The sequence below is a fragment of the Streptomyces malaysiensis subsp. samsunensis genome (assembly GCF_024519315.1).
GTDB classification, from domain to species: domain Bacteria; phylum Actinomycetota; class Actinomycetes; order Streptomycetales; family Streptomycetaceae; genus Streptomyces; species Streptomyces malaysiensis.
In genome coordinates this window covers 33,487-46,164 of sequence record NZ_JANIIC010000013.1, presented here as the reverse complement: position 1 = coordinate 46,164, position 12,678 = coordinate 33,487, and the positions used below count along the sequence as shown (strand labels likewise).

The window sequence follows — 12,678 nt, the reverse complement described above, 5'->3', positions numbered from 1 at the left end:
TCCCAGTAAGGAACCGCACATGGCAACGACGCCTGTGACCGAGCACAACGAGCCCAGCACACCGCCGGGCGCACATGCCACCGAACGTGAACGGAAGCGGCTGCACACCAAGCTGAAGCTGGCCACCCAGATAGGCCAGGGAATCGACGGCTACATCATCGGCGGCATCGGGCTGGCGATGAGCGACATCACCGACGACCTCCATCTGTCCTCCGTGGCGCAGGGGCTGGTCGGTGCCGCACCGCTCATCGGCATCTTCCTCGGCGGGCCGCTCTTCGGACGGCTGGCCGACCGGTTCGGACGCCGCCCGGTGTTCCTCATCGACATGATGATCTTCCTGGTCGGCTCGGTGCTCCAGTTCTTCGTCGCGGACGGCACACAGCTCGTCATCATCCGGCTGGTGATGGGTGTGGCGATCGGCGGCGAGTACGCGATCGGCGCCCCGCTGCTGTCGGAGTACGCGGGCCGTCGTGGCCGCGGGCGGCTGCTGGCGAGCCTGGAGATCAGCTGGTACCTGGGGTACGCCCTGGCCACCGTCGTGGGGGCGATGTTCACCTCCGTCGACGGCGGTTGGCGCTGGTCCCTGGCGAGCAGTGCGGTGATCGCGCTGGTGTGTGTGGCCCTGCGTGGCGGCATCCCGGAGTCCGCGCGCTGGCTGCTGAGCAGGGGGCGGCGGGACGAGGCGGAAGCGCTGATCGCCAAGTACGGCATCGAGGTGGATGTCACCGCGGAACTCGACGACCGCGACGAGGTGCGGCAGGACGGGTTCCGCGCCCTCTTCAGCAAGCAGCATCTGCGTTCCACGGTGTTCGCCAGCGTCTTCTGGGCCGCCCTCGTACTGCCGTACTTCGCCATCGGCACCTTCTGGACCGAGGTCTTCGAGGCCCTGAACATGGGGGACAACGCCGTCGCGGCGCTGCTCGTCTACTCCTTCACCGCCGTGGCCGGTGTCACCGCGGGATGCCTCGTCGTGGACCGGATCGGCCGCCGCAAGCTGCTGATCCCGCCGTTCTGGATCACGGCCGTATGTCTGGCGCTGGTGGCGGTGTGGCCGTCCTCCACCCCCGTCATCGTGATCGGCTTCCTGTTCTTCATCTTCCTCAACGCCGCCTCCAGCGCGCTGACCTCGGTGTATCCGCTGGAGGTGTTCCCCACGTCGCTGCGCACCACGGGCGTGGGGTTCGCCACGGCCATGAGCCGGGTGGGCGCCGCGATCGGCACGTTCCTGCTGCCGATGGGGCTCGACCACTACGGGGCGGAGTTCGTGCTCCTGATCGGCGCCGGAGTGCTGGTGGTCGGCGGTGTCGTATCGCAGTTCCTGGCGCCGGAGACCACCGACCTGGACCTGGCCCGGGCGGCGCGAACGGCCCGTGAGGGGGCCTAAGCGCTTAGCTGGAAGTGCCCCGACCTGCCGTCGATCGTCTGCGGCGCCGTCGTGGCTGGTCGCGCCCGCGGGGCGGAGCCGCATATCGACACGGCCCCGCGCCCCTTCGGGGCGCCACCGAACCGCAGCCGACTTCCGCCGATCCGCTTAGCCAGGGAGGGGCGGTGGCCGTGACCGGTTTCCCCGGACCACGGGGCACCGTCTCTCCGCCGCGTCCGGGGCCGAAGCGGGTGGTCGCCCGGCCGCGCCGCCGCCTATCCCGCCGTGAGGTGCGGCGCGCCGAGAGTGCTGCGAAAACGGGCGCGGTAGACCGTCGGTGAGACCCCGAGGGTGTGCTGGAAGACCCGGCGCAGCGACTCCGAGGAGCCGAACCCGGCCTGTTGTGCCACCTCCTCGACCGTGCCGGTGCCGTCCGCGAGAAGTGCCTGCGCCGCCTCCACACGGACGGATTCGACATAGCGGCCGGGGGTGAGGCCGACCTCGGTACGGAACAGCCGCTCCAGGTGACGGACGCTCACACCGCCCGAGGCGGCCAGCGTGGCCAGTGTGTGGCACCCCGCGGGGTCCGCGGTGACGCGGTCCATCACCCGGCGCACCGCCGGATGCCGTGGCTGACGCGGGGCCAGCCGTGCGCTGAACTGCGCCTGCCCGCCCGGACGGGCCATGAAGACCACCAGCTGTCTGGCCACGTTGCGCGCCACGTCCGCTCCCCAGTCCTCCTCGACCAGCGACAGCGAAAGGTCGATTCCGGCGGTGATGCCGGCCGATGTGGCCACATGGCCGTCCCGGACGAAGACGGGGTTGCCGTCCACCCGCACCCGGGGGTAGGCGGCGGCCAGCTGTGACGCCAGTTCCCAGTGGGTGGCGGCCCGGCGGCCATGAGCCCAGCTTGGTGTCCTCGTCCAGGTCCTCCTTGCTGTACAGCGAGCCGCGGGTGCCGACGTGTGAGAGCGCGGAGGTGTCGAGGAGGCCCTCCTCGGCCGCGCGGCGGAAGGGTGTTCCGTGGGTGTACTGGGCCCCGAAGTGGGTGTCCCAGGTGTCCAGGTGCGCGTCGAAGTGCAGCAGCGCCACCGGGCCGTGCCGACGGGCCACCGAGCGCAGGATGGGGAGCGCGATGGTGTGGTCGCCGCCCAGTGTCATCAGCCGCGCGCCCGTGGACAGCAGGGCGTCCGTGCCCGCCTCGACGCTCTGAACCGCCTGGTCGATGTCGTGCGGATTGGCGGTGATGTCTCCGGCGTCCGCGACCTGGACGTAGTGGAACGGGTATGCGTCCTGGGCCGGGTTGTAGGGGCGCAGCTGGCGCGATGCCTCCCGGATGGCGTTCGCACCGAAGCGCGCGCCCGGCCGGTAGGAGACACCGGCGTCGAACGGCACTCCGACCACGGCGATGTCCGCCGTGTCGACCTGGTCCAGGCGCGGGACGCGGCCGAAGGTCGCCGGGCCCGTGAAGTGCAGGGTGGTCTCGGTTTCCTGGGGTGGGACGGGCCTGGCCGGGCCGGGAGTGTTCGCGGTCATGGTCGTGCTGAGTCCTTCATCTGCGGGGGGAGTGCCGGCCTGTGGGGAGGCCGTGTTCCGGGGTCGATCAGACAGCCCGTCGGTTAACGGGGAAGGGCGCTCGTCTGGCTCTTCGCCCTCACTTCGCACCGGCTTCGGTGTACGAGGCACGGTTTTCGTGCCCATGACACAGCGCTGGCCCGGAAGCCGACCGTGTGGTCCCGGTTTCCCGGATCCGGGAAACCGTTCCATGAAACCCTTGGTCAGCGGGGTTTCAGCGGCACGCCACCTGGTAGTGGCGGTGGCGTCTTCGGCGGCCGCTCACTGTACGCCGTCCGTTCCGCGGGCGTGGGGAGCGTGGCCGACCACGGCCGACGAGACATTTGATGCCGTCCGGCGATCGCTCACGTGTCACATCCTCGCGGTCCCTCGTCCCACCGGCGGCCGACCTGCCTCGCGGCAGGACGCGGGCGGCTGGGCAACCGCCAGTCTCCGCCGATGCCTTGGTCGTGTCCGATCGTAGAACCAGGGGCCGAAGCTCGCTCACCCGCCCTCCGGCGAAGGTCAGGAGCGGTGACGTTCCGCGGTGCCATGGGCCTCCAGGCGGACTACGATCCCCTTCGACGTCGGCTGGTTGCTGATCTCGGCCACGCTGTCGAGCGGCACCAGGACGTTGGTCTCCGGGTAGTACGTGGCGGCGCAGCCGCGTGTGGTGGGATACGGGACCACCTCGAAGTCCTCCGCGCGGCGCTCCACCTCGTCGGTCCACACACCCACCAGGTCGACCAACTGTCCCTCGCTGAGCCCGAGTTCGGTCATGTCGGCCGGATTGACCAGAATCACCCTGCGCCGTCCGTGGATGCCTCGATAGCGGTCGTTGTCCGTGTACGGGATGGTGTTCCACTGGTCGTGTGAGCGCAGGGTCTGGAGCAGCAGGTGTCCCTCGGGGGTGTGCGGCATGTCCCAGGCGTTGCGGGTGAACAGGCCCTTGCCGGCGGGAGTGGCGAAGACTCCCTCGTTGACCGGGTTGGGCAGTCTGATGCCACCGGGGCGGGCCACTCGCCGGTTGAAGTCGTGAAAGCCCGGGACGATACGGGAGATGTGGTGGCGGATCGCCCCGTAGTCGCACTCGAACCGGTCCCAGGGGATACCGGTCCTGCCGCCGAGGGTGTGGCGCGCGAGCCGGCACAGGATGGCGACCTCGCTGAGCAGCAGCTTGGAGGCCGGTTTCAGGCGCCCGTAGGAGGTGTGCACCTCGCTCATCGAGTTCTCCACGGTGATGAACTGCTCGCCACTGGCCTGGATGTCCCGTTCGGTACGGCCCAGGGTCGGCAGGATGAGCGCGGTCCGCCCGCAGACCAGATGGGATCTGTTGAGCTTGGTGGAGATATGGGCGGTGAGGCGGCATCGCCGCATGGCCTCCTCGGTGACCGCGCTGTCCGGAGCGGCCCGGACGAAGTTGCCCGCGAGCGAGAGGAAGACCCTGATACGGCCCTCGCGCATGGCTCTGATCGCGTTCACCGAGTCCAGTCCGTGGGCGCGCGGCGGATCGAAGCCGAACTCGTCCCGCAGCGCGTCCAGGAAGGAGTCCGGCATCTGCTCCCAGATGCCCATCGTGCGGTCGCCCTGCACATTGCTGTGCCCGCGCACCGGGCAGGCGCCGGTGCCGGCTCTGCCGAGGTTTCCGCGCAGCATCAGGAAGTTCACGATCTCCCTGATGGTGGGCACGGCGTGCCGGTGCTGGGTCACCCCCATGGCCCAGCAGACGATGATGCGCTCGCTGCCCAGGACACCGTCCCGGACCTCCTCGATCTCCTGTCGGGTCAGTCCGGTGGCGGTCAGGACGTCGTCCCAGGAGATGGCGCGGATGTGCCGGGAGAACTCCTCGAAGCCGTTGGTGCTGGAGCGGATGAAGTCGTGGTCGAGCACGGTGCCCGGCCGTGCGTCCTCCGCCTCCAGCAGCAGCCGGTTCAGGGCCTGGAACAGCGCGAGGTCGCCACCGCCGCGGATATGGAGGAATCGGTCGGCGATGCGGGTGCCGGGCCCGATCACCCCGCGGACCCGCTGCGGGTTCTTGAACCGCAGCAGCCCGGCTTCCGGCAGAGTGTTCACCGCGATGATGTGGCCGCCGTTGATCTTCGCCTGCTCCAGCGCGGAGAGCTGCCTGGGATGGTTGGTTCCGGGGTTCTGGCCCACCAGGAAGATCAGGTCGGCCTGGTGCATATCGTCCAGGCTCACCGTGCCCTTGCCCGTGCCCAAGGTCTCGTGCAGCGCGAAGCCACTGGACTCATGGCACATATTGCTGCAATCGGGCAGGTTGTTGGTGCCGAAGGCCCTGGCGAAGAGCTGGAGGACGAAGGCGGACTCGTTGCTGGCCCGGCCCGAGGTGTAGAAGACCGCCTCGTCGGGGGAGTCCAGCGACGTCAACTCCGCGGCGAGCAGGCCCAGGGCGTCATGCCAGCTGATCGGCTCGTAGTGGTCCGAGTCCGGTCGCTTGACCATGGGTTCGGTGAGCCGGCCCTGCTGGTTCAGCCACAGGTCGGAACGGCGGCCGAGCTCGGAGACCGTATGGGTGCGGAAGAAGTCGGCGGTGACGCGCCGCGCCGTCGCCTCGTCGTTGATGTGCTTGGCGCCGTTCTCGCAGTATTCGTTGCGGTGTCTGTGGCCGGGGGCGGGGTCGGCCCAGGCGCAGCCGGGACAGTCGATGCCGGCCACCTGGTTCATGGTCAGCAGCGTGGTCGCGGTGCGCCGGGCCGTGGTCTCCTCCAGGGAGTACTCCAGCGCATGGGTCACCGCGGGCACTCCCGCCGCCCATTTCCTGGGCGACGTGGCGGAGAGCCGCACCTCCGGCTCGTGTCTCGGCGCCTTCTTCATCGGGTGTGCCTCGCTCTCTCGGACGCGGGTCAGCCCACGGGCCAGCGAGCCACCCGGCTTCTCGGCGGTTCCGGTTCCGTCGGCCTCACATGTCCGTTGTGGATGGACCCCCGCCAGGCCCCGCTCTCCTGGCCCAGGCCCTCGATGAACTCCTTGAAGCGCCCGAGTTCGTTGCGGACCACACGGCGCATGACGGCGGAGGAGGGGCCTGTGAGGAGGGCCGCGGCTCGGTGCCGCTGGACCTCCATACGCACGGTGACCCGGGTGCGGTCCGCCGCCGTGGGGTGGAAGGAGACCTCACCCCGGTGGGAGGGGCGCCGCTGAAGGCTTCGCCACGCCACGCAGGAGTCGGGGTGCTGCCGCACGATCTCCGTCCGGAAGGTGCGGCGCACCGGGCCGCATCCGATGACCCAGTGCGTGATCGCGGGCCTGACCTGCTCGACCTCCTTCACCGCGGACATGAACCGGGGAAAGCTCTTGAACTGGGTCCATTGGTTGTAGGCGGTGCGTACCGGGACCGCGACCTCGATCGTCTCCTCGATGGTGTCCATGGCCCACCTGTCTTCAGACGTGACCCCAGTGTCACCGCCCGACCGGCAGGCCGCCATATGGATCTTCGACGCCCTGACGGTGAATCCGCGATCAACAGCCACCTTGGCGTGACGATCGCTGACGCCCTCGGCGGGCGATCGTTCACGCGCGCTGCCCGTACGTGTCCATCAAGTGGACTTCTGCATTGGTCGGATCTTGACGCATTTACCCGTCAATGCGAGGCTGTTGGAACGCTTTGCGCAAATGATCATATCTCTACCAGAACGGACGGGGGCGTTCCGTGGTGGCACGTTCGCAAGAAATGGTCGATGACGCGATCGATCGTCTGGATAATCGCCGATTATTCTTTTCCGGACCGGACCGCACACTTCTCGGAATTGAGCCTGTCAAATACCATTTGGTCGATTCCGAGAAGGACATAGCCCAAGCGCTGGCGGCCGGTGGGGGAATCGGGTTCGTGGCCTTTCCGTTTCAGCGCCATGAGCCCATCCGGCTCGCGGTTCCCGCCCGGACACTGAGCCTGAGCCCGGAGGAGACGGCCGACCACCGTCGCCTCCTGGCCTCGGTCCCGAGCCCATCCGCGAAGAGCGGTGAACCCGGCACCTACGCTCTGCGGCCCAGCGAATCGCCCGAGCAGTGGTGCGGCAGCGTCGCCGACGCGGCGCGCGCCGTGCGCCGCGGCGAGCTGCGCAAGGCGGTCCTCGCCCGGCGCATCCAGATGGAGTGCGACGCCGACATCCAGCCGTCCGTGGTGCTGCGGCGGCTGGCCCACACCTTCCCCTCCGCCTATCTGTTCTCCGCCTTCGGCCTGGTGGGAGCCAGTCCGGAGCTGTTGCTGGCCAAGCGCGGGCGGATGGTGGAGTCACGCGCCCTGGCCGGCACCATCCGCCGCGGCGGGGACGCCGAGTCCGACCGGCGGCTCGCCGCCTGGCTCCAGGAGTCCGGTAAGAACCAGGAGGAGCACCGGGTCCTGCGCGAGGCGGTGCTGGACGCCCTGGCGCCCAGCACCACCTGGATCGAGGCCAATGAGCGGCCCGAGATGCTCAAACTGGCGAACGTCCAGCATCTGATGACCCGGGTCCGGGCCGAGCTCGTGGCAGACCATCCGTCGTTTCTGCGACTGGCGGCCATGCTCCATCCGACCCCCGCGGTCTGCGGCTGGCCCCGTGACAAGGCGTACGAAGTGATCGAGCGCCTGGAGGGGTGGGACAGAGGGCTTTACGGAGGGGCACTCGGCTGGGTGGACGCGAAGGGCGACGGCTGTCTCTGCGTGACCATTCGCTGCGCCGAGATTCACGGCAAAAACGCCACCATGTACGTCGGGAACGGCATAGTCGCGGATTCCGACCCGAAAGAGGAACTGGCCGAGACCCGTGCGAAGCTGGGCGCCATTCTGCCGGCGCTCATAGCGCCCTGAACATGCGAGGGATCATCATGGCAATCGCACACCATGTTCCCGCGAGCACTGTGGATGCGCCGAGCGTTCCCTTCCCGTCGGACCGGCGCACACCGCTGACATGGTCGACCGCTCCCATCGCCGGCGCCGGCGGCCACCCGCCCACGGTGCTGGAATGGCACTCCGCGGTACCCGCCGCTCCGGGACGGCTCCGGCTCTTCGTCGCCTGCGACGTACGGGACGTCCGTCGTGTCGAGGCCGCCTCGGCACGTACCGGTCGGCCGCTCGGCTCCTTCGACATCCGCTACGCCGACTGCCACCAGCCCTACGACCTGCCGCTGGACGGCGACGCGGTACGGGCCGTGGCGGACGAGGGCGTACGGCTCACGCTCGCACCCGACCCGGCGACCGAGCCGCTGTGGATCTTCTCCGGCCCGGACGCCCCTGTCGAACGCCGCCCGTCACTGCTGCTGGACACCGAGGACCCGTCGGCTCCGGCCGCCGCACTCCACCACCACCTCACCAGCATCGCCAGTGTGCAGCCCTTCGGATGGATGGAGGGATGTGTGCTGGACGCGCTGTACGACCTGCACACCACCTTCCCCGCCGACACCCGCGCGGAGACCGCGCTACGAGACCATCTCGCCGTCTATGTCCATGGCATCCGGCTGCGCTACGAGGATCCGCGCAGCCGCCCCGCGAACGACCGGGTGTACGGGATCGAGGCCACACTCCCGTTCGCGGTGGTCGCCAAGCGGGACCCGCGGCACCCCACGCTCCGGCTGGCCATCGACTCCTGGGACGCCCGGACCGATCCCCATGGATGCGTCAAGGACGCCCCGACCACGGCCGAGGGCTGCTACACCGTCGCCTACCCCATGGCCGTCCTCGCACAGGCCACCGGGGACGCCCGGTTACGCGAGGCGGCCATCCGCCAGCTCCGAGTCCGCCGCAGGCGGCTGACATGGGATGACGACCTCTATCTGAGGCTGCTGCCCGACGGCAGCCGTATCTACCGCAACTGGGCCCGCGCCTACGCCTGGTATCTGCTCGGCCTGGTGCGCACCCTGTCCGAGCTCGGCGACCAGCCGGACACCGACGACCTGTGGGACGAGGCCGCGAGGGCCGCCCGGCTGGCGCTCTCCCGGCGCAACGCAGCCGGCATCTGGGACTGCTACCTCGGTGAGCCCGCCACCGCCGCGGAGACCTGCGGGTCCGCCGGTATCGCCGCGGCCCTGGCGCTGGGCGTGGAGCGCGGCCGCTTCGCCGCCGATCGCGAGGGCGCGGTCGCGCAGGAGACATGGGAGGTGTTGTGCGACCGGCTGACACCGGACGGCTGGCTCGACGGCTCCTCCCCGTCGAACAAGGGCGGCGAGGAGTTACAGCGCAGCGGCTACCGCATGCTCTCCGGTGTCGGTTCAGGGTTGCTGGGCCAGCTCGGCGCGGCGCTGGTGCGCATCGGTGCGGTGAAGGATTGGACACGCTGATGGCGGGCCGTGAATCCGTGGACGGACACGCAACTGCCACCGGCACCGAGGAGAACCCTCGAGCGGCCGGTGACACCGAAGGGGCTGCCGAGGCGGCCATCGACACCGAAGGGGCTGCCGAGGCGGCCATCGACACCGAAGGGGCTGCCGAGGCGGCCATCGACACCGAAGGGGCCACCCAGGCCGCCATCGACACCGAGGGAGGCGCCCAGGCGGCCTTCGCCGCCACCCTCGTCGACGAATGGGTCCGGGCGGGGCTGAGCGAGGCCGTCATCGCGCCCGGCTCCCGCTCCACCCCACTCGCGCTCGCCCTCGCCGAGGACGGCCGGCTGCGGCTGCACATACGCCTCGACGAGCGCGCGGCGGGCTTCCTCGCCCTGGGGCTGAGCCGTGCCACCGGCCGCGCCACCGTCGTGGTCACCACCAGCGGCACGGCCTCGGCCGAGCTCCATCCGGCGGTCGCCGAGGCCGATCTGGCGGGAGTGCCGATGGTGGTGTGCACCGCCGACCGCCCGCCGGAGTTACAGGGCGTGGGCGCCCCGCAGACCATGAACCAGACGGGCCTGTACGGATCCGCGGCGCGCTGGGCCATGGCCGTGGCGGTTCCCGAGCGGAGCCAGGACGGCATGTGGCGCTCTCTGGCCGCCCGCTCCGTGGCGGAGGCCGAGACCGGACCGTCCGGCCCCGGCCCCGTCCACCTCAACCTGGCCTTCCGCGACCCCTTGGTCGCACGGCCCGGCCCCATGCCGCCCGGCCGGCCGGACGGACGGCCCTGGCACCACGTCAGCCGTCCCGTCCTGGGCGCCACTCCGGCCGATGTGGCCGCCGTCGCGGGCGGGCCCGGACGGGGCGTCCTGGTGGTGGGCGCGGGTGCGGGCGATCCGGACGCCGTGCACGAGGCCGCCACGGCGCTGGGCTGGCCGGTGCTGGCCGATCCGCGCTCCGGCGCTCGTACCCCGGGCCCCGCCACCGTGGCGGCGGCCGACGCCATCCTGCGCAGTCCACACGCCTGTGACCGGCTGCGCCCCGAGGCGGTCGTGCACCTGGGGGAGCGCTGGACCTCACGGGCACTGGCCGACTGGCTGCGGCAGCCCGGTGTCCGGCATGTGCTCGTCGACCCGGACTGGCGGTGGCGGGACCCGGACCGTCTGGCCGCCACGGTGCTGCGCACCGATCCCACGGCCCTGTGCCGCGCCGTGGCCGAGACGGTGCCGGAGCCCCTGGCAGGGCCGGAGTGGCGCACCACGTGGACATCGGCCGAAGCCGCGGCGCAGGCGGCCGTGGCCACCGCCTTGGCCGGCCGAGGCGAACTCACCGAACCACGAGTGGCCCGTACGCTCTTCGACGCCCTGCCCACCGAGGCGACCCTGGTGGTCGGGTCCTCGATGCCCATACGGGACCTGGAGTGGTTCGCCGCGCCGCGCCACCGTCCCCCCGCCGTGCTCGCCAACCGCGGCGTCAACGGAATCGACGGCACGATCGCCACCGCGCTCGGCGTGGCCGCGGGCCGGGGCCCGGTGGCCGTACTACTGGGCGATCTGTCCTTCCTCCACGACGCCGGCGCGCTGCTGGGCGCCGCCGAGAGCTGCACGCTCGTGGTGGTGGACAACCACGGCGGTGGGATCTTCTCGTTCCTGCCACAGGCGTCACGTCTCCCGGCTGACACCTTCGAGCTGCTCTTCGGCACCCCGCAGGCCGCCGATGTGTCCGCCGTCGCCGCGGCCTACGGAGCGCGTGTCGTCCACGCCGCCGACGAGGGAGAGCTGCGCACCGCGCTGAAGGAGCAGGTGGGCTCCCCGGGCGTATCGATGATCCATCTGCGTACCGACCGCGCGGCCAATGTCGCGGTGCACGACCGGACCCACCGGACCGTGGCCGGCGCCCTCGATGAGCTGTGGGCACCCCGGTGATCGACGTCGAACGGGACCGCGCCACCGGAGTGGCACAGCTGCGGATCGACCGCCCACAGGCCCGCAACGCGCTGAGCACGGAGGCGGCCGTGCGGTTGCTCCGCGCCGTGGAGCACACACTGGCCGACGACGCCGTACGTGTGCTCGTCCTCAGCGGCAGCGGACCGGACTTCTGCGTCGGGGCCGACCGCGACGAGGAGTTGGGGAACGAGGGACTCGCGGGTCGGCTGCGGGCCTTCGCGCGGTTGCAGCGCACGGTGGCGGCCGCGCCCAAGGCGACCGTGGCCGCGATCGAGGGGCGCTGCGTCGCCGCCGGTGCGGAGCTGGCCGCCGCCTGCGACATCCGGGTGGGGGCCGACGACTCGGTGTACCGCTTCCCGGGCTCCAGCATGGGCGTCCCCATCGGGGCGGCCAAACTCATCGGACTGGTCGGCCTGGGCGCCGCCAAGGATCTCCTTCTGACCTCCCGCTGGGTGACGGCACAGGACGCCTACCAGCTCGGGCTGTTGCAGCGGCTGGTACCACCGGGCCGGGCGTGCGCCGAGGCCACCGCGTGCGCCACCGAGATCTCCGCCAACGACCCGAGCACGACCGCGCTGCTCAAAAGCCAGCTCCAGCGCTTCTCCGGGGTGCTGGAACGGATCGACGCCGAGCTGCTGGCCGCGGAGTCCTTCCCGGGCGCGGGGCGGGAATCGGCGCGAGGAACGGACCGCGAAACGGAGCGAGGGACAGACCGGGAAACGGAGCGAGGAGCATGAGGCTGACCGGCATAGCCGAGGTCACGGCCCTGGTCACCGGCGCGGCAGGAGCCATCGGCGCCGCCACCGCCCGCCAACTGGCCGCCGAGGGCGCGATCGTGGCCGTGGCCGACATCGACGAGGACGGGGCGCACACCGTGGCCGGCCGACTGGGCCCCGCGGCACACCCCGTGCGCCTCGACGTCACCGACTCCGGCGATGTGGAACGGACCGTACGGGACGTGGAGGACCGGCTCGGCCCGATCGGCATCCTGGTCAACGCCGCCGGAGTGCTCGGCCGCACCGCCCCGCTGACCGAGCAGGAGGACGCCGAGTGGGAGCGGGTGTTCGGCGTCAACGTCCGGGGGACCTTCAACTGCGTCCGCGCGGTGGGCCGGCGGATGGCGCGACGCGGACGCGGCTGCGTCATCACCGTGGCGTCGAACAGCGCCGGGATCGTCAAGTACGACCAGGGGCTGTACGGGGCGTCGAAGGCGGCGGCCCAGTACCTCACCAACTGCGCCGGACTGGAACTCGCGGAGCACGGTGTGCGATCCGTCGTGGTGGCGCCGGGCACGACCGAATCCCCGATGTCCCGCAGCAACGCACATCTGCCCGGCCGGAGACAGGCGCTGCTGCACGGAGACCCAGCACGCCATCGGGTGGGTATCCCACGCGGCACTCTGGCCGAACCCGAGGACATCGCCTCCGTCATCGGCTTTCTGGCCTCCGACCAGGCGGCCCATATGACGATCACCACCGTGACGGTGGACGGCGGCTCCACCCTCAGGCCCTAGACACCGCCACGTCATCAATCGACGACTTCATCTCGCGACGACGGGAA

At 70.7% G+C, this 12,678-nt stretch carries 9 protein-coding genes and 1 pseudogene; 6 read left to right on the top strand and 4 right to left on the bottom strand.

The genetic code is table 11. From position 1 onward, the window contains the following. Positions 1–19 precede the first annotated feature (19 nt). The gene (locus NQU54_RS13790; protein ID WP_257631328.1) at positions 20–1,384 is read left to right on the top strand and encodes an MFS transporter; all 1,365 of its coding nucleotides are present in this window, start codon (positions 20–22) and stop codon (positions 1,382–1,384) included. Between the two features lie 254 nt (positions 1,385–1,638). Here the strand turns inward: NQU54_RS13790 and NQU54_RS49760 are convergent, their stop codons facing one another. The 4 genes and pseudogenes from NQU54_RS49760 to NQU54_RS13770 all read right to left on the bottom strand — a co-directional run bounded on the left by NQU54_RS49760 (position 1,639) and on the right by NQU54_RS13770 (position 6,303). Next, on the bottom strand, positions 1,639–2,196 hold the full coding sequence (locus tag NQU54_RS49760; protein WP_257631327.1) for a GlxA family transcriptional regulator: 558 nt from the start codon (positions 2,194–2,196) through the stop codon (positions 1,639–1,641). A 70-nt stretch (positions 2,197–2,266) separates the two neighbouring features. Further along, positions 2,267–2,899: pseudogene (locus NQU54_RS13780) on the bottom strand (arginase family protein); the annotation flags it as partial. Positions 2,900–3,442: 543 nt separating this feature from the next. Then, entirely contained in the window at positions 3,443–5,752 is a 2,310-nt protein-coding gene (locus tag NQU54_RS13775; RefSeq protein WP_257631326.1) for an FdhF/YdeP family oxidoreductase, read from the bottom strand. 29 nt (positions 5,753–5,781) lie between these two features. Further along, positions 5,782–6,303, bottom strand: a complete 522-nt coding sequence (locus NQU54_RS13770; protein ID WP_257631325.1) for an SRPBCC family protein — start codon at positions 6,301–6,303, stop codon at positions 5,782–5,784. A 458-nt stretch (positions 6,304–6,761) separates the two neighbouring features. Here NQU54_RS13770 and NQU54_RS13765 point away from each other — a divergent pair, with 458 nt between their 5' ends. Genes NQU54_RS13765 through NQU54_RS13745 form a run of 5 tightly spaced genes read left to right on the top strand, consistent with a single transcriptional unit; the run spans position 6,762 to position 12,631 of the window. Then, positions 6,762–7,721 carry an isochorismate synthase gene (locus tag NQU54_RS13765; RefSeq protein ID WP_257631324.1) on the top strand — a complete coding sequence of 320 codons (960 nt, stop codon included), beginning with the start codon at positions 6,762–6,764 and terminating at the stop codon, positions 7,719–7,721. Positions 7,722–7,738: 17 nt separating this feature from the next. Beyond that, positions 7,739–9,187, top strand: coding sequence for a glycoside hydrolase family 88 protein (locus tag NQU54_RS13760; RefSeq protein ID WP_257631323.1), 1,449 nt, complete (start codon positions 7,739–7,741; stop codon positions 9,185–9,187). Next, positions 9,187–11,097, top strand: coding sequence for a 2-succinyl-5-enolpyruvyl-6-hydroxy-3-cyclohexene-1-carboxylic-acid synthase (menD, locus tag NQU54_RS13755; protein WP_257631322.1), 1,911 nt, complete (start codon positions 9,187–9,189; stop codon positions 11,095–11,097). Before NQU54_RS13760 ends, menD begins: the two co-directional genes overlap by 1 nt. After that, positions 11,082–11,855: an enoyl-CoA hydratase/isomerase family protein gene (locus tag NQU54_RS13750; RefSeq protein WP_257631321.1), complete on the top strand. Its 774-nt coding sequence runs from the start codon at positions 11,082–11,084 to the stop codon at positions 11,853–11,855. The genes menD and NQU54_RS13750 overlap by 16 nt, the downstream gene beginning before the upstream one ends. Beyond that, complete coding sequence (locus tag NQU54_RS13745; protein WP_257631320.1) at positions 11,852–12,631, top strand: SDR family oxidoreductase; 780 nt, start codon at positions 11,852–11,854, stop codon at positions 12,629–12,631. Before NQU54_RS13750 ends, NQU54_RS13745 begins: the two co-directional genes overlap by 4 nt. The last annotated feature ends 47 nt before the right edge of the window (positions 12,632–12,678 follow it).

Excerpts from the sequence above, each read along its gene's own strand:
- NQU54_RS13760 (WP_257631323.1), top strand. The coding sequence starts at position 7,739 with ATGGCAATCGCACACCATGTTCCCGCGAGCACTGTGGATGCGCCGAGC.
- NQU54_RS13745 (WP_257631320.1), top strand. The coding sequence starts at position 11,852 with ATGAGGCTGACCGGCATAGCCGAGGTCACGGCCCTGGTCACCGGCGCG.
- menD (WP_257631322.1), top strand. The coding sequence starts at position 9,187 with ATGGCGGGCCGTGAATCCGTGGACGGACACGCAACTGCCACCGGCACC.
- NQU54_RS13790 (WP_257631328.1), top strand. The coding sequence starts at position 20 with ATGGCAACGACGCCTGTGACCGAGCACAACGAGCCCAGCACACCGCCG.
- NQU54_RS13770 (WP_257631325.1), bottom strand. The coding sequence starts at position 6,303 with ATGGACACCATCGAGGAGACGATCGAGGTCGCGGTCCCGGTACGCACC.
- NQU54_RS13775 (WP_257631326.1), bottom strand. The coding sequence starts at position 5,752 with ATGAAGAAGGCGCCGAGACACGAGCCGGAGGTGCGGCTCTCCGCCACG.